Raw genomic sequence first — 18,301 nt, 5'->3', positions numbered from 1 at the left:
AGCAGAATTAGGAACAAAAAAATCTGAGGGATTCCTCAGATTTTTCGTTTTAAGAGATGGTTAGTCAGTTGTAACAACTGTTTTTGAGCCTTAATCTTGGGAAGTTCATTGATGTCATCAATGGCTTTTTGAGTGTATTGACGCGCTAACTTTTGAGCTTTTTCAACACCACCATTCTCAAGAACCAGCTCTGCAATCTTTCGTAATTCTGCAGCGGTAAGCTGATCTTTCTTATCTAAGAGTTCTTTAAAGGCGTCGGGGTTATGTTTAATGGCAAATAAGAGTGGTAGGCTGTAAACACCATTAGTGATATCTTCTAAGATAGGTTTGTTGAAATCTTTTTCTTTAGCGGTGTAATCTAAAATATCATCTAAGATTTGGAAAGTCATGCCAATGTGGTAACCAATTCTGCCAGCTTTGCTGACCACTTCTGGGCTAGCTCCTCCGAAATAGGCCCCTTCTGAACTAGCTAATCTAAAGAGCTCAGCCGTTTTCCCAGAAATGGACCGAAGATAATCCCTGATTGACTGCTTTTGGTTAAAATAAAGATGCATCTGATCAAGTTCACCGACAAGAATTTTTTTCATTGCTTTCGCGTTGACCTTCATATAAGGACTATCTTGCATGGTTTCAAGAATGAGCTCAAAGAAAATGGTAAAAAGAAAGTCTCCGGTATAGACGGCAATATCTTTACCGAACTGAGTCTGTATGGTTACTTGACCTCGGCGTAGGGGGGAATCATCAATAACATCGTCATGAATCAAAGTGGCCATGTGAAGGATTTCCAAAGAAGCTGCTATTTTAGTTAATTGTTCTGAGTTTTGTTTTTCTCTCTGGCCAAAGCTGGTAAATAAAAAGAAAAAGGCTGGGCGTAGGTATTTCCCTCCTGCTTGTGCTAGCTGAACAATAGCTTCTTGTATATCAGTGTTACGGGCTTGTACGCGCTTTTCGATAAGCTGGCAGACGAGAGTGATGTGATGATCGATTTCTGGGTATTTGCTCCAGTAACTTGGCATTTAGGCTTCTCCTTGGGTACTATTACTTCTCTATTTTACCGTAATTAGGCAGTGATTGCTAGAATTATCTTCTCAGCAAAGAGAGCTGGCTACCGCTTACTTGCAAAGGACCTCCAAACTTGTCATCACTTCTTAAGTATGATAAGATTGATTTGAATTTTTCTTAAAATGTGTATCTATTTTAAGGTAGATTGAGGGGAAGAGAGGTGACAGATGGCTTCTATTATTGAAAGGGCTCCGGCTAAGATCAATTTAGGATTAGATATTCAAGGAAAACGCGAAGATGGTTACCATGATTTAGAAATGGTCATGGTTTCTGTTGATTTATGTGATTATATTAGTGTGTCTGCCCTTGAAGAAGATTGTATTCAGGTGGCTTCTGACTGTCCAAAGATGCCCGTCAATGCAAAAAATGATGTTTTTAAAGCTGCTCAACTGATTAAGGAAAACTATCAGATTAAATCAGGAGTTTCGATTTTTTTGACCAAAAAAATTCCTGTCTGTGCTGGCATGGGGGGTGGCTCAAGTGATGCTGCGGCAACGATTCGTGCTTTAAATCAATTATGGGATTTAAAGATGTCTACTGCAGAAATGATAGCCTTAGGCATGGAAATTGGCAGCGATGTCCCATATTGTATTGAGGCAGGCTGCTCACGGATTTCTGGTAAAGGAGAAATTGTTCAACCAATTGATGGGCATTTCTCATCTTGGGTGGTTTTGGTAAAGCCAGATTTTGGGATCTCCACGCGGACCGTTTTTCCAAATGTTGACCTTGAAAATATTTCTCGGGTTAACATTGATACAATTGTTGAAACAATTGAGGGTAATGACTATCAAGCGATGATTGCAGCCATGGGAAATGCTTTGGAGGATGTTTCCATTGCTCGTAAGCCTTTTATTCAAAAAATCAAAGATAAGATGGTAAGCAGTGGAGCTGATGTCGCTTTAATGACAGGAAGTGGGCCTTCAGTTTTTGCACTTTGTCAGTCAGAAAAGCAAGCTAATCGTGTAGTCAATAGCTTAAAAGGTTTTTGCAAAGAGGTCTACAAAGTAAGAACTTTGTAGATATTTGATTCTTGATAGGTTTTTTGCTATAATTAACTGGTTAATAAAAAGAGGAACAGTATGGGAACATTAGAAAAAAAGATTGATACCTTAGTCAATCAGATTTTATTAAAAGCTGAAAATCAGCACGAATTGTTATTTGGCGCTTGTCAAAGTGATGTCAAATTAACCAACACTCAAGAGCATATTTTGATGCTCTTATCACAAGATAAACTAACTAATACTGAATTAGCTAAACTATTAAATATTAGTCAGGCAGCAGTGACAAAAGCTATTAAGGGTCTCATTAATCAAGGCATGTTAGCAACGACAAAAGATGCTGTTGATGCGCGTGTGACTTATTTTGAATTAACCCCTCTGGCAAAGCCAATTGCTGAAGAACACACCCATCATCACGACGAGACTTTAAATGTCTATACCCGTTTATTGGGGCATTTTTCTGACCAAGAAACGAAAGTTATTGAAAAATTCTTGACAGTATTCTCAGATGAGTTAGAAAGGTAATGAATTGAGATACTTAACCGTTGAAAACCTATCCTTCCAATATGAAGCAGAGACTGTTTTAGAAGGTGTTAATTACCATTTAGATAGTGGCGAATTTGTCACCTTAACAGGTGAAAATGGGGCTGCCAAGTCTACCTTGATTAAGGCGACATTGGGGATTTTAAAACCTCAAGTGGGTCAAGTCATTTTTGCTAAAAAAAATAATCAAGGAAAAAAATTAAGGATTGCTTACCTACCGCAACAAGTAGCTAGTTTTAATGCTGGCTTTCCCTCAACGGTTTATGAATTTGTTAAATCAGGTCGTTTTCCTAGACGAGGTTGGTTCCGTCGCTTAACGAAACATGATGAAGAACACATTCAAGCTAGTTTAGAATCTGTTGGTATGTGGGAAAGTCGTCAGGAACGAATTGGTAGCCTATCTGGTGGGCAAAAACAAAGAGTGGTCATCGCTCGCATGTTTGCCTCCGACCCAGATATCTTTGTTTTAGATGAACCGACTACTGGGATGGACAGCGGCACCACAGAAACCTTTTACCAGTTGATGAACCACAGTGCTCATAAACATGGTAAAGCGGTATTGATGATTACTCACGATCCTGAAGATGTAAAAGATTACGCCGACCGCAATATTCATTTGGTCCGTAATGAAAGTCTACCTTGGCGTTGTTTCAATGTTCATAGTGACCAACCTGAGGAGGTAGACAATGCTTGATATTCTCAATTATGATTTCATGCAACGTGCGATTTTGGCAGTTATTGCGATTAGTATATTCGCACCAATTCTAGGTATCTTTTTAATTCTCCGCCGCCAAAGTCTAATGAGTGATACTTTGAGTCACGTTTCACTGGCGGGTGTGGCCTTTGGGGTAGTGTTAGGGATTAATCCGACTTGGACCACTGTAATCGTTGTCGGGGTCGCTGCTATCTTGCTAGAATACCTGAGAGTAGTCTACAAACACTACATGGAAATATCAACAGCTATTTTGATGTCTTTAGGATTGGCAGTTTCCTTAGTTATCATGAGTAAGTCGTCTAGCAATTCTAATGTTGGTTTGGAACAATATCTCTTTGGTTCGATTATCACTATTGGTATGGAACAAGTTATTGCTCTCTTTGTGATTGCAAGTATTATTTTGGTTCTGACCTTGTTCTTTATTAGACCTATGTATATTTTGACTTTTGATGAGGATACCGCCTATGTTGATGGTTTGCCTGTCAGATTGATGTCTGTTCTCTTCAATATTGTAACAGGAATTGCGATCGCTTTAACAATTCCTGCTGCTGGTGCTTTGCTGGTGTCAACGATTATGGTTTTGCCAGCAAGTATTGCTATGCGCATTGGGAAGAATTTCAAAAGCGTTATATTTTGGGGGATTTTAATAGGATTTGTAGGTATGTTATCTGGTATTTTCTTATCCTATTTCTGGGAAACGCCAGCTAGTGCAACCATTACTTTAATCTTTATATCTATTTTTATAGTGGTCAATCTTGCCACAGTAATTGCTCACCGACGTTAAAAAGAGGTTGAGACAAAAGTCTAAGCTCAAATATAAAAAGCGAACAAGACAGTATTCTGAGTATCAGAAAATGAGTTTTGTTCGCTTTTTGGGTTTTATTTATCAATTGGAAGAATTGTGGCAGGGAATCTCAAAAATTAATATCTTTTTGTCCCAGCCTCTTTTAGTTTGTATATGTAAGAACGAAATATTTTTTCTTTCCCCGACGGATAGCGGTTAATTGGCCATCGATTTTGTCAGTGTCACTTAAAACGTAGTTTAAGTCCTGAACCCGTTCACCATTGATATAGATAGCTCCATTTTGAACATCTTCACGGGCCTGACGTTTAGATGTTGATATTTTAGAAGACACTAGAATATCAACAATATTGAGGCTGTCGTCAGTTTGAACAGCATAGTTTGGAACATTGCTTAAACCTTGTTTTAACTCTGTTGCCGATAATTGTTTAATATTACCAGCGAATAATTGTTCGGTAATATTAACGGCTTGTTTGTAGGCTTCTTCTCCGTGAACAAGAGTAACAACTTCACGCGCCAATGTTTTTTGAGCTAAACGTTCATGGCGAGCTAGGTTGAAGGCTTCTTCAATTTCTGCAATTTCTTGAAGGGACAAGAAAGTAAAGATTTTTAAGAAACGGACGGCATCATCGTCCATAACATTTAACCAGAATTGGTACATTTCATATGGTGAGGTTTTGTCAGCGTCTAGCCAGACAGCATTACCTTCTGATTTACCAAATTTCTTACCGCTGGCATCTGTGATGAGAGGAACTGTCATGACATGAGCTATTTTGTCCGATTTGCGGCGTAATAGTTCAGTACCGGCAGTCATGTTTCCCCACTGGTCAGAGCCCCCAATTTGCAAGGTAACATTATGCTTGTCATTGAGTTCGTAAAAATCATATCCTTGCATAATTTGATAAGCAAATTCAGTATAGGAAATACCCGTTTCAATCCGCTTTTTGACAGATTCTTTGCTCATCATGTAATTTACCGTGAAATATTTACCAACATCTCTTAGAAAATCGATGAAGGAAATTTGTGAGAACCAGTCATAATTATTGACGAGTTCTGCTTTGTTTTCACCATTTTCAAAGTCAAGAAATTGGGACAACTGGCCTTTGATTTTGGCACTCCAATCCAGAACAGTTTCTTTGGTTTGTAGGCTACGTTCGGCATCCTTAAAGGAAGGGTCCCCGATTAAGCCAGTTGCGCCACCAACTAATGCGTAAGGTTTATGCCCTGCTAATTGTAAGCGACGAGAGGTTAAGATAGCTACTAGATGTCCCAGATGCAAACTATCTGCTGTTGGATCATAGCCTGTATAATAGGATACTTGCCCTTCTGTTAGTGCTTTGACAAGGGCTTCTTCATCGGTCGTTTGAAAGACCAAGCCACGAGCTTTGAGTTCTTCAAAAATATTCATAGGCTTTCTCCGTTTTCTGTTTAGTTTTACGAATCATTATATCAAAAATAGTTGGCGCTGTGCAAGCTTAATCAAAGTTTGGTATAATAGACGATGAGGTATTTTAGATTGAAAAATAAAAAACAGATAAAAGAGAAGGAAGAGCATCAATTAGGCTTCCATGATTTCGGGGCAATTGCTCTTCGGACAGTAAAATTAGTCTCTAATTTTTTCTATATCAGCATTTTTTTAATAGCCATGTTGGGGGCTGGGATTGCCTTTGGCTATTTAGCCAGTCAAGTTGATGCTGTCAAGGTTCCTAATAAAGATAGTTTGGTTAAACAAGTTAAAACCATTACTCGGATTTCGCAACTTAATTACTCGGATAATAGTATGATTTCAACTATTGACACGGATCTTTTACGGACGCCGGTAGCCAATAATGAGATTTCTGATAACGTTAAGAATGCTATTATTTCAACAGAAGATGAAAATTTTAAGGACCATAAAGGTGTTGTTCCTAAAGCCGTTTTCCGTGCGACCTTGACTTCTATTTTAGGACTTGGTGAATCCAGTGGTGGATCAACGTTAACACAACAGTTAATCAAACAACAAGTACTTGGAGATGATCCAACCTTCAAGCGTAAGTCAAGAGAAATCATCTATGCTTTAGCTCTAGAGCGCTGTCTCTAAAGATGATATCTTGTCATATTATCTAAATGTGTCGCCTTTTGGTCGTAATAATAAGGGTCAAAATATTGCTGGAATTGAAGAAGCAGCCAGAGGCATTTTTGGTGTGTCAGCCAAGGATTTAACCATTCCACAAGCGGCCTTTTTAGCGGGTCTTCCTCAAAGTCCTATCGCTTATTCACCCTACATGTCATCTGGTCAGCTAAAATCAGCTGCGGACATACAACTCGGTGTTAAACGTCAGCAAAGTGTTCTGTATAATATGTACCGTACGGGTAAACTTAATAAGAAGGATTATGATTCCTATAAATCTTATGATATCAGTAAGGATTTTATAAAACCCGAAAATGTAACAGTAAATAAACATGATTTCCTTTATTATGCGGTTCTTGGAGAAGCTAAAAAAGCGATGTTCTCCTACCTAATTAAGAGAGATAATGTTTCAGAGCATGACCTTAAAAATGATGAAACAAGGGCGTCTTATGAAGCCTTAGCCTCACAAGAATTACAGCAAGGCGGCTATACCGTTAAAACAACCATTAATAAAAAAATCTATAATGTGATGCAAGATGCCGCTAACCGTTATGCGCGTTTGTTAGATGATGGTACGGGAGTGGTTCAGATGGGTAATGTTCTGACTGATAACACTAACGGCGCTATTATAGGCTTTATTGGAGGGCGTGATTATAACCTGAATCAAAATAACCACGCTTTTGATACAGCTAGATCTCCCGGATCAAGTATCAAGCCGATTATTGCCTATGGACCGGCCATTGATCAGGGCTTGATGGGTAGTGCCAGTGTCTTATCCAATTATCCAACGACCTATTCAAGTGGTCAAAAAATCATGCACGTGGATAGCGAAGGAACAGCTATGATGTCCTTGCAAGAAGCTCTGAACACTTCTTGGAACATTCCAGCTTTTTGGACTCAAAAATTACTTCGTGAAAAAGGTGTTGATGTTGAGGGCTATCTGTCCAAGATGGGCTATCGCATTAATGACTATTCCATCGAAAGTTTACCTCTAGGCGGAGGGATTGATGTCTCCGTGGCAACTCAAACCAATGCCTATCAAATGATTGCTAATAATGGTAATTATCAAAAACAATACATGGTTGATAAGATAACAGCTAGTGATGGAACCGTAGTATATAAGCACGAAAGTAAACCTCAACGTATTTTCTCCGCCCCGACAGCGACAATCCTTCAAAATCTCCTGCGCGGGCCAATCGATTCAGGGAATACAACAACCTTTAAGTCGCGCTTAAATGCTTTAAACCCCTCCTTAGCTAAAGCGGATTGGATTGGAAAAACCGGGACGACTGAAAATTATTCAGATGTGTGGTTGATGCTAGCAACTCCGAAGGTAACCTTGGGTGGCTGGGCTGGTCATGATAATAATAGCTCGCTGGCACCTATGTCTGGCTATAATAATAATTCCAATTACATGGCTAACCTTGTGAATGCAATCCATAATGCTGACCCTAATATTTTTGGGATCGGTAGTCGCTTTAATTTGGATAAAGGTGTTATCAAATCAACAGTCCTTAAACAAACAGGTCTCCGACCAGGGGTGGTAACTGTTAATGGACGGAAGATTAGTATTAGCGGTGAAACAACTACAAGTTACTGGGCTAAAAACGGTGCTGGACCGATGACTTATAAATATGCTATTGGTGGTACTGATGGTGATTATCAAAAGGCTTGGTCAGCTTTTGGCACAGGAAAAAGATAACTTGATTTTTGATGGCAAATAGTGTATAATGCTAATAACTATTTGTCGTCCAATCTAGTTGAAATATTGTCCAACTAGGAAGTACAGCAGTTAAATCACACTGATTCAGTCAGATTTAGCTGCTCTTTTTGTGCCTATTTTTGGTCAAAATATAGATTTGTTACCTATATTTAAAGATTCTAAAAATTCACACTTGGGACAAATGATGGAATAGACCTATTTGCTTATTCAAGCAAATGTTAAAAAGAAAAAGGAGCTAAAAACTTGGCAGGACATGAAGTTCGATACGGAAAACACCGTACACGTCGTAGCTTTTCAAGAATCAAAGAAGTTCTTGATTTACCAAATTTAATTGAAATTCAAACTGACTCATTCCAAGATTTCTTAGATACTGGCTTGAAGGAAGTTTTTGAAGATGTACTTCCAATTTCAAACTTTACAGATACTATGGAACTTGAGTTTGTCGGTTATGAATTCAAAGAACCAAAATACACTTTGGAAGAAGCTCGTATCCATGATGCAAGCTATTCTGCCCCTATCTTTGTAACTTTTAGACTGGTTAACAAAGAGACTGGCGAAATCAAAACACAAGAAGTTTTCTTTGGTGATTTCCCGATTATGACTGAAATGGGTACTTTCATCATCAACGGTGGTGAGCGTATTATCGTTTCTCAGTTGGTTCGTTCTCCAGGAGTTTACTTTAATGATAAAGTGGATAAAAACGGTAAAATTGGTTACGGTTCAACTGTTATTCCAAACCGTGGTGCATGGTTAGAGTTAGAGACGGATGCTAAAGACATTGCTTATACACGTATTGACCGTACGCGTAAAATTCCATTTACAACTTTAGTGCGTGCCCTAGGTTTTTCTGGTGACGATGAAATTATCGACATTTTTGGTGAAAGCGACCTCGTTCGTAACACCATTGAAAAAGATATTCATAAAAATCCAAGTGATTCACGTACGGATGAAGCACTTAAAGAAATCTATGAACGTTTAAGACCAGGTGAACCTAAAACAGCTGACAGTTCTCGTAGTTTGTTGATAGCTCGCTTCTTTGATGCGCGTCGCTATGATTTAGCTGCCGTAGGTCGTTATAAAATTAATAAAAAATTAAACATTAAGACTCGCCTTTTGAATCAAGTTATTGCAGAAAACCTAGTTGATAGTGAAACTGGTGAAATCTTGGTCGAAGCTGGAACTGAAATGACACGTGATGTCATTGAATCAATAGAAGAACATCTTGATGGCGATTTAAATAAATTTGCATACACACCAAATGACTATGCTGTTGTCACAGAGCCGGTTGTTCTTCAAAAATTCAAAGTTGTCTCACCTCTTGATCCAGACAAGGTCGTTACGATTGTTGGTAATGCAAGTCCAGATGATCGTGTACGTGCCTTAACACCGGCAGACATCTTAGCAGAAATGTCATATTTCTTGAACCTTTCTGAAGGTATCGGTAAAGTTGATGACATTGACCATTTAGGGAACCGTCGTATTCGTGCGGTTGGGGAGTTGTTGGCAAATCAATTCCGTATCGGGCTAGCGCGTATGGAACGTAATGTCCGCGAAAGAATGTCTGTTCAAGATAATGAAGTGTTAACACCACAACAAATCATTAACATCCGTCCAGTTACAGCAGCTGTTAAAGAGTTCTTTGGTTCATCTCAATTATCACAATTTATGGACCAACATAACCCTCTTTCGGAATTATCACATAAACGTCGTTTGTCAGCCTTAGGGCCTGGTGGATTGACACGTGACCGTGCAGGCTATGAAGTGCGTGACGTGCATTATACCCACTATGGTCGTATGTGTCCGATTGAAACACCTGAAGGACCAAACATTGGTTTGATTAACAACTTGTCTTCATTTGGTCACTTAAATAAATATGGCTTTATTCAAACACCATACCGTAAAGTAGACCGTTCTAAAGGTGTGGTGACTAATGAAATTGTGTGGCTAACTGCTGATGAAGAAGATGAATACACCGTTGCACAGGCTAATTCTAAATTAAATGAAGATGGAACCTTTGCTGAAGAAATCGTCATGGGGCGTCATCAAGGTAACAACCAAGAATTTGCTGCAAGTACCGTTGATTTCGTTGATGTATCACCTAAACAAGTTGTTGCAGTTGCGACCGCATGTATTCCTTTCTTAGAAAACGATGACTCTAACCGTGCCTTGATGGGAGCGAACATGCAACGTCAGGCTGTGCCATTAATTGACCCTAAAGCACCATTTGTTGGAACTGGTATGGAATATCAAGCAGCACATGACTCTGGGGCCGCAGTTATTGCTCAACATGATGGGAAAGTTGTTTTCTCAGATGCTGAAAAAGTTGAAGTTCGTCGTGAAGATGGCTCTTTAGATGTTTACCATATCACCAAGTTCCGTCGTTCAAACTCAGGTACAGCTTACAACCAACGTACCCTTGTTAAAGTTGGCGATATCATTGAAAAAGGTGACTTTATCGCTGATGGACCTTCTATGGAAAATGGGGAGATGGCCCTTGGTCAAAACCCAGTTGTTGCTTACATGACCTGGGAAGGTTATAACTTTGAGGATGCTGTTATCATGAGTGAACGTCTTGTTAAAGAAGATGTTTACACTTCTGTTCACTTAGAAGAATTTGAATCAGAAACACGCGATACAAAGCTTGGACCTGAAGAAATTACTCGTGAAGTACCAAACGTTGGTGAAGAAGCCCTTAAAGATCTAGATGAGATGGGGATTATCCGCATCGGCGCTGAAGTCAAAGAAGGCGATATTTTGGTTGGTAAAGTGACTCCTAAAGGTGAAAAAGACCTTTCTGCAGAAGAACGACTCCTTCACGCCATCTTTGGTGATAAATCACGTGAAGTTCGTGATACGTCACTTCGTGTACCTCACGGTGGCGATGGTATTGTCCGTGATGTGAAGATCTTTACCCGTGCAAATGGTGATGAATTACAATCAGGCGTTAACATGCTTGTTCGTGTCTATATTGCCCAAAAACGTAAAATTAAGGTTGGAGATAAGATGGCCGGCCGTCACGGGAACAAAGGTGTTGTTTCGCGTATCGTTCCTGTTGAAGACATGCCTTACTTACCAGATGGAACACCGGTTGATATCATGTTGAACCCACTTGGGGTACCATCTCGTATGAATATTGGTCAGGTTATGGAACTTCACTTAGGTATGGCAGCTCGTAACCTTGGTATTCATATTGCGACACCAGTATTTGATGGAGCAAGTGCAGAAGACCTCTGGGAAACAGTTGAAGAAGCTGGAATGGATTCAGACGCCAAAACTGTCCTTTATGATGGTCGTACAGGTGAACCATTTGATAACCGTGTTTCTGTTGGTGTCATGTACATGATTAAACTTCACCACATGGTTGATGATAAACTCCATGCTCGTTCAGTTGGTCCTTACTCACTTGTAACGCAACAACCTCTTGGTGGTAAAGCACAATTTGGTGGACAACGTTTCGGTGAGATGGAGGTTTGGGCCCTTGAAGCTTATGGGGCATCAAATGTCCTTCAAGAAATCTTGACCTATAAGTCAGATGATGTTACTGGTCGTTTGAAAGCCTATGAAGCTATTACCAAAGGAAAACCAATTCCAAAACCTGGTGTTCCAGAATCCTTCCGCGTACTTGTGAAAGAATTACAATCACTTGGTCTTGATATGCGTGTGCTTGATGAAGACGATAACGAAGTTGAATTACGTGATCTTGATGAAGGTGAAGATGATGACGTGATGCACGTTGACGATCTTGAGAAAGCGCGTGAAAAACAAGTACAAGAAACAGTAGTCGTTTCTGAACAAACTGACGAAAACTAAACTCAAAAAAGTTTATGCAATAACAAAAAACTAGCTAGGGCTTATAGCCCTAAGAGCTAGTCAATGATAAAACGAAGAAAGGTAATACTAGTGGTTGACGTAAATCGTTTTAAAAGTATGCAAATCACATTAGCCTCACCAAGTAAAGTCCGTTCATGGTCTTATGGTGAAGTTAAAAAACCTGAAACTATCAACTACCGTACATTAAAGCCTGAACGTGAAGGTCTCTTTGATGAAGTCATCTTTGGACCAACAAAAGATTGGGAATGTGCGTGTGGAAAATACAAACGAATTCGCTATAAAGGAATTGTTTGTGACCGTTGTGGTGTTGAAGTAACCCGTGCCAAAGTTCGTCGTGAACGTATGGGACACATCGAGTTAAAAGCTCCTGTATCACATATTTGGTATTTCAAAGGAATTCCATCACGTATGGGTCTGACACTAGATATGAGTCCTAGAGCACTTGAAGAAGTTATCTATTTTGCAGCCTATGTTGTCATTGACCCGATGGATACCCCCCTTGAACCTAAATCACTCTTGACAGAACGCGAATACCGTGAAAAAGTTCAAGAATACGGTTACGGTTCATTTATCGCAAAAATGGGTGCAGAAGCCATTCAAGATCTCTTGAAACGTGTGGATCTGCCAGCAGAAATTGCTGAGTTAAAAGAAGAACTCAAAACAGCAACTGGGCAAAAACGGATTAAAGCAGTTCGTCGTTTAGACGTTCTTGACGCCTTCAATAAATCTGGCAATAAACCTGAATGGATGGTCCTTAACATCTTACCAGTTATCCCACCAGATTTGCGTCCGATGGTTCAATTGGACGGTGGCCGTTTTGCAGCCTCTGACTTAAATGACTTGTACCGCCGTGTGATTAACCGTAACAACCGGCTTGCGCGTTTATTGGAATTGAACGCACCTGGAATCATCGTTCAAAATGAAAAACGGATGCTTCAAGAAGCAGTCGATGCCTTGATTGACAATGGTCGTCGTGGTCGTCCAATTACTGGACCTGGTAGTCGTCCATTGAAATCTTTAAGCCACATGCTTAAAGGGAAACAAGGACGTTTCCGTCAAAACTTGCTTGGTAAGCGGGTTGATTTCTCTGGTCGTTCTGTTATCGCCGTTGGTCCTACTCTTAAAATGTACCAATGTGGTGTACCACGTGAAATGGCCATTGAGCTTTTCAAACCATTTGTTATGCGCGAAATTGTTGCCAAAGAATACGCCGGCAACGTGAAAGCAGCTAAGCGTATGGTTGAGCGTGGTGACGAACGTATTTGGGATATTTTAGAAGAAGTTATCAAAGAACACCCAGTACTTCTTAACCGCGCACCGACCCTCCACAGACTTGGTATCCAAGCTTTTGAACCAGTATTAATTGATGGTAAAGCTCTCCGTCTTCACCCGCTGGTCTGTGAAGCCTACAATGCCGATTTTGATGGGGACCAAATGGCTATCCACGTACCCCTCTCTGAAGAAGCACAAGCTGAAGCACGTTTGTTAATGCTAGCAGCGGAGCATATCCTAAATCCAAAAGACGGTAAACCAGTCGTTACCCCATCTCAGGACATGGTTTTGGGGAACTATTACCTTACTATGGAAGATGCAGGGCGTGAAGGTGAAGGTAGAGTCTTTAAAGATATTGACGAAGCTGTTATGGCTTATCAAAATGGCTACGCTCATTTACATAGCCGAGTTGGTATTGCAGTTGACAGTATGCCCAATAAACCTTGGAAAGATAGTCAAAGACATAAAATCATGGTCACAACAGTTGGTAAGATTTTATTCAATGCTATCATGCCTGAGGATCTACCCTATTTACAAGAACCAAACAATGCTAACTTAACTGAAGGCACACCAGATAAATATTTCCTTGAGCCAGGACAAGATATCCAAAGCCTTATTGATGGTTTGGAAATCAATGTACCGTTTAAGAAGAAGAATCTTGGAAATATCATTGCTGAAACCTTCAAACGTTTCCGTACAACTGAAACGTCAGCCTTTCTTGACCGTTTGAAAGATTTGGGTTATTATCATTCAACCCTAGCCGGCTTAACAGTGGGTATTGCTGATATTCCAGTTATTGATAATAAAGCTGAAATTATTGAAGCAGCTCATCACCGTGTGGAAGATATTAATAAAGCCTTCCGTCGTGGTTTGATGACTGAAGATGACCGCTACGTTGCTGTTACGACAACATGGCGCGAAGCTAAAGAAGCCCTTGAAAAACGTCTGATTGAAACACAAGATCCTAAGAACCCAATCGTTATGATGATGGACTCAGGTGCCCGTGGTAATATCTCTAACTTCTCCCAGCTTGCTGGTATGCGTGGTTTGATGGCTGCTCCCAACGGACGTATCATGGAATTACCAATTCTTTCAAACTTCCGTGAAGGTTTGACCGTTTTGGAAATGTTCTTCTCAACCCATGGTGCTCGTAAAGGGATGACCGATACGGCCCTTAAGACTGCCGATTCAGGTTACCTAACACGTCGTTTGGTTGACGTGGCCCAAGATGTTATCATTCGTGAAGATGATTGTGGTACTGATCGTGGACTTGTTATCCGAGCAATTACTGACGGTAAAGAGGTTACTGAAACACTTGAAGAACGCCTTCAAGGACGTTACACGCGTAAATCAGTTAAACACCCTGAAACTGGTGAGGTGCTTATTGGTGCTGATCAGTTAATCTCTGAAGACATGGCTCGTAAGATCGTTGAAGCAGGCGTTGAAGAAGTGACTATCCGTTCTGTCTTCACATGTTCAACCCGTCATGGGGTTTGTCGTCACTGTTATGGCATCAACTTAGCCACAGGTGATGCTGTTGAAGTTGGTGAAGCAGTTGGTACAATCGCTGCCCAATCTATCGGGGAACCAGGAACACAGCTTACCATGCGTACCTTCCATACCGGTGGTGTTGCGTCCAATACTGATATCACTCAAGGTCTTCCTCGTATCCAAGAAATCTTTGAAGCACGTAACCCTAAAGGGGAAGCTGTTATCACTGAAGTTAAAGGTAAAGTAGTGGATATCGAAGAAGATGCTTCAACACGTACTAAGAAAGTCTACGTTGAAGGTAAAACTGGTAAAGGTGAATATGTTGTTCCTTTCACTGCTCGTATGAAAGTGGAAATTGGTGATGAAGTTAACCGCGGTGCCTCACTAACTGAAGGGTCTATCCAACCTAAACGTTTGCTTGAAGTTCGTGACACTCTATCAGTTGAAACTTATCTATTGGCAGAAGTACAAAAAGTTTACCGTAGCCAAGGGGTTGAAATCGGAGATAAACACGTTGAAGTAATGGTTCGCCAAATGCTTCGTAAAGTTCGTGTTATGGATCCAGGGGATACAGATCTCTTGCCAGGAACATTGATGGATATCGCTGACTTTACAGAAGCTAATAAAGAAATCGTTATTTCAGGTGGTATTCCAGCAACATCACGCCCTGTGCTTATGGGGATTACAAAAGCCTCTCTTGAAACAAATTCATTCTTGTCAGCCGCATCCTTCCAGGAAACAACACGTGTCCTTACAGATGCTGCTATCCGTGGTAAAAAAGACCATCTTCTTGGCCTTAAAGAAAATGTTATTATCGGTAAGATCATTCCAGCAGGTACTGGTATGGCGCGCTACCGTAACATTGAACCACAAGCTATCAATGAAGTAGAAATCATCGAAGAAGCTGAAGTTGCAGAAGAAGTAACCGCTACAGAAGAATAAAGATTGGGAGCTAATGAGCTCCTTTTCTTTGTCTTTTAATAATTAACCAGTTAAGTATCGTGAGCAGATGTTTTTTAAATGCACAGCCTTTTGTATATAATAGGCTTAAGTAAAGGAAATATCGTATGTATCAAGTTATAAAAATGTATGGAGATTGGGAACCTTGGTGGTTCATTGAAGGCTGGCAAGATGATATTGTGGAAGAGCGGTGCTTCGATAATTGGCGAGAGGCCTTAAACTACTATGAAAAAGAATGGACTCAGATGAAAACCGATTATTCGAGTTTTCATAGTCAGAGAAATTTATTAGCCACTTTTTGGACCCGTTCTGAAAAACGATGGTGTGAGGATTGCTGCGACGATTTGCAACAGTACCATTCCATTTTGCTCTTGAAAGATAAAGACATTATTCCAAAAGATAAATACCTTGATAGATATGAACAACGTAATGATGATCCTACGGCGCCATCTGCTTGTAAACTTAAATTTTAAGAAACCTAATCATAGAAAGAAAAGACGAGTTAAGATTAAAACTCGTCTTTTTTTTCGAATAAATAATTGAGGAGGTAGCTATGATACAAAAAATAGGTCAAGCATTAGTTAGTCAGGCGGTTAATCTGAATGCGCAAGATATTTACATAATCCCTTATGAAAAGCAGTATAAAGTCTTCATGAGAATTGGAGATGAGAGGCGATTGATTGACCAATATGAAATGAAGCAGATGGCAAGTCTTATTAGCCATTTTAAGTTTGTAGCAGGAATGAATGTAGGAGAAAAGAGACGCTGTCAATTGGGAGCCTGTGACTACAAAGGAAACTTATCAGAATCAGTCCCGTTACGTTTATCTTCTGTGGGAGATTTTAGAGGTTTTGAAAGCTTAGTCATTAGGCTCTTAACAACTGTTAATAAACCCCTCAATTACTGGTTTAGTACGGATCAAAAAGTCGAAAAAGTTATCTCTGGAAGAGGTCTCTACCTTTTCTCTGGTCCTGTAGGGTCGGGGAAAACGAGTCTCATGTATCAGCTACTGACACGCATAGCAAAGGATAAACAAGTCATAACAATTGAAGATCCAGTTGAGATTCAAGAAGCTAGCTTGTTACAAATTCAAGTGAATGAAAGTATTGGAATGACTTATGATAACCTTATTAAACTTTCCCTTAGACATCGTCCAGATTATTTGATTATTGGAGAGATTCGTGATGCTGAAACCGCCAAGGCAGTTATTAGAGCAAGCTTAACAGGAGCTGTAGTCTTTTCTACTATTCATGCCAAAAGTATTCCAGGAGTATATAAAAGATTATTAGAACTAGGTATCAAAAGAGAAGAGATACAGCATACTCTAAAATTTATTGCTTACCAAAGGTTGATAGCAGGAGGAGGACTTATTGACTTTGCCATCGAGACATTCGAAACCCATTCCAATCAAAACTGGAATCAAAACCTTGATCACTTACTTGAACAAGGACATATCACTCAGGAACAAGCACTCTCAGAAAAAATTAGCGACTAAAAAACAGGCTAAATTGATCCAACTCTTACATAATTTAAGCCAAAGTGGCTTTAATCTAGCAGAAATGCTTGCCTTTCTAGAGAAAACACAGCTTTTAGACCAGGCTTATATTGACTTGTTAAAGACTGATTTGTTAAATGGTTACAGTTTATCGGAAATGATGAGACATTTAGGATTTCCTGATGGGATTATTACCCAACTAAGCTTGGCTGAAGCTCATGGCAATACCAAAAAATGCTTGGGAAAAATTGAAGACTACATGGCACAGACGCAAAAGATTAAGCAAAAGACAATTGAAGTCGTGACTTACCCCATCATTCTCATCACCTTTTTAATTGTAATCGTCCTAGGCCTGAGACATTACTTAATGCCTCAGATGGAACAAGAAATCACTTTGACCTATTTTCTTAATAATTTTCCAGTCTACCTACTAAGTCTATCAATTATTGTCCTGATTACAGTTATTGCTTTAGCTATCAGATGGCGGAAACTTAAAAAGATGAAACAGATGATAGAGTATAGTCGGATACCCTTGCTAGCACCCTTCTTAAAGCTTTATATGACAGCCTTTTATGCGCGTGAGTGGGGAAATCTAATTAGTCAAGGTATTGAACTAAGTCAAATAGTAACCATTATGAGTACTGAAAAATCTGACTTGATAAAAGAAATAGGCTTAGATATGAAACAATCATTTCTTGAGGGGCAGAGTTTCCACGAAAAAGTGAAGACATATCCCTTCTTCAGTGATGAGTTGAGTTTGATGATTGAATATGGTGAAATTAAAGGGAAATTAGGACAAGAACTGGATATTTATGGCCAACTGATATGGGATGCCTATTTTCGAAAGCTCTTACAGGCGACGCAAATCATCCAACCTTTTATATTTATGATTGTCGCTTTGATCATTGTCATGATTTATGCCGCTATGCTATTGCCGATGTATCACACGATTGGAGGAACAATATAATGAAAAAATTAGGAAACAAACTAAAAACGGTCAGCTTAGAAGCCTTCACTTTACTAGAGATGCTACTGGTTTTATTAATCATCAGCGTACTTATGCTTCTCTTTATCCCCAACTTAAATAAACAAAAAGATATGGTTACGGATAAAGGCAAAGCCGCAGTTGTAAAAATTGTTGATAACCAAGCATAACTCTATGAGCTAAATCAAGGAGCTAGTCCAAAGTTGAGTGAGCTGGAAAGTAAAGGTGACATCAGTAAAGAACAGGCAAAAGCTTATCGAGACTATTATGCTAAACATCCTGAATCAAGTCCTAAAGTTAAAAATTAGAGCTTT

General features: G+C 39.6%; 11 protein-coding genes and 2 pseudogenes. 11 read left to right on the top strand and 2 right to left on the bottom strand.

Features of this window, described 5'->3' with window-relative positions:
* Positions 1–35 precede the first annotated feature (35 nt).
* Positions 36–1,016 (bottom strand): polyprenyl synthetase family protein, encoded by a 981-nt coding sequence (locus STRPS_RS04065; protein ID WP_007895659.1) that lies wholly within the window; start codon positions 1,014–1,016, stop codon positions 36–38.
* Positions 1,017–1,229: 213 nt separating this feature from the next.
* Between STRPS_RS04065 and ispE the strand changes: the two genes are divergently transcribed.
* From ispE to STRPS_RS04045, 4 genes are read left to right on the top strand one after another with little or no spacing between them, the layout of a single operon-like run.
* Positions 1,230–2,081, top strand: a complete 852-nt coding sequence (gene ispE, locus STRPS_RS04060) for a 4-(cytidine 5'-diphospho)-2-C-methyl-D-erythritol kinase (protein ID WP_007895302.1) — start codon at positions 1,230–1,232, stop codon at positions 2,079–2,081.
* 60 nt (positions 2,082–2,141) lie between these two features.
* The gene (locus tag STRPS_RS04055; protein ID WP_007895476.1) at positions 2,142–2,585 is read left to right on the top strand and encodes a zinc-dependent MarR family transcriptional regulator; all 444 of its coding nucleotides are present in this window, start codon (positions 2,142–2,144) and stop codon (positions 2,583–2,585) included.
* 4 nt (positions 2,586–2,589) lie between these two features.
* Positions 2,590–3,297 carry a metal ABC transporter ATP-binding protein gene (locus STRPS_RS04050; protein WP_007895368.1) on the top strand — a complete coding sequence of 236 codons (708 nt, stop codon included), beginning with the start codon at positions 2,590–2,592 and terminating at the stop codon, positions 3,295–3,297.
* The gene (locus tag STRPS_RS04045; protein ID WP_007895281.1) at positions 3,290–4,102 is read left to right on the top strand and encodes a metal ABC transporter permease; all 813 of its coding nucleotides are present in this window, start codon (positions 3,290–3,292) and stop codon (positions 4,100–4,102) included. Before STRPS_RS04050 ends, STRPS_RS04045 begins: the two co-directional genes overlap by 8 nt.
* 163 nt (positions 4,103–4,265) lie before the next feature.
* Here the strand turns inward: STRPS_RS04045 and tyrS are convergent, their stop codons facing one another.
* Positions 4,266–5,528, bottom strand: a complete 1,263-nt coding sequence (tyrS, locus tag STRPS_RS04040; RefSeq protein ID WP_007895320.1) for a tyrosine--tRNA ligase — start codon at positions 5,526–5,528, stop codon at positions 4,266–4,268.
* Between the two features lie 93 nt (positions 5,529–5,621).
* On the opposite strand from tyrS, the pseudogene pbp1b reads away from it, so the two are divergent.
* The 7 genes and pseudogenes from pbp1b to comGC all read left to right on the top strand — a co-directional run bounded on the left by pbp1b (position 5,622) and on the right by comGC (position 18,295).
* Positions 5,622–7,932 (top strand): annotated as a pseudogene (pbp1b, locus tag STRPS_RS04035) (penicillin-binding protein PBP1B).
* Positions 7,933–8,196: 264 nt separating this feature from the next.
* A complete protein-coding gene (rpoB, locus tag STRPS_RS04030) occupies positions 8,197–11,763 on the top strand; it encodes a DNA-directed RNA polymerase subunit beta (protein WP_007895380.1) in 3,567 nt (1,188 codons plus the stop codon).
* 90 nt (positions 11,764–11,853) lie between these two features.
* Positions 11,854–15,489, top strand: coding sequence for a DNA-directed RNA polymerase subunit beta' (gene rpoC / locus STRPS_RS04025; protein ID WP_037598914.1), 3,636 nt, complete (start codon positions 11,854–11,856; stop codon positions 15,487–15,489).
* Positions 15,490–15,614: 125 nt separating this feature from the next.
* On the top strand, positions 15,615–15,980 hold the full coding sequence (locus STRPS_RS04020; RefSeq protein ID WP_007895383.1) for a DUF1033 family protein: 366 nt from the start codon (positions 15,615–15,617) through the stop codon (positions 15,978–15,980).
* Between the two features lie 80 nt (positions 15,981–16,060).
* Positions 16,061–17,002 carry a competence type IV pilus ATPase ComGA gene (gene comGA, locus STRPS_RS04015; RefSeq protein ID WP_007895682.1) on the top strand — a complete coding sequence of 314 codons (942 nt, stop codon included), beginning with the start codon at positions 16,061–16,063 and terminating at the stop codon, positions 17,000–17,002.
* Complete coding sequence (gene comGB, locus STRPS_RS04010; RefSeq protein ID WP_255261104.1) at positions 16,884–17,969, top strand: competence type IV pilus assembly protein ComGB; 1,086 nt, start codon at positions 16,884–16,886, stop codon at positions 17,967–17,969. Before comGA ends, comGB begins: the two co-directional genes overlap by 119 nt.
* Positions 17,969–18,295 (top strand): annotated as a pseudogene (gene comGC / locus STRPS_RS04005) (competence type IV pilus major pilin ComGC). The gene comGB and the pseudogene comGC overlap by 1 nt, the downstream one beginning before the upstream one ends.
* The last annotated feature ends 6 nt before the right edge of the window (positions 18,296–18,301 follow it).

This window comes from Streptococcus pseudoporcinus LQ 940-04 (assembly GCF_000188035.1).
Lineage (GTDB): Bacteria > Bacillota > Bacilli > Lactobacillales > Streptococcaceae > Streptococcus > Streptococcus pseudoporcinus.
Note: the sequence above shows the minus strand (reverse complement) of the source record. Positions and strands in the feature narration are given on the sequence as shown.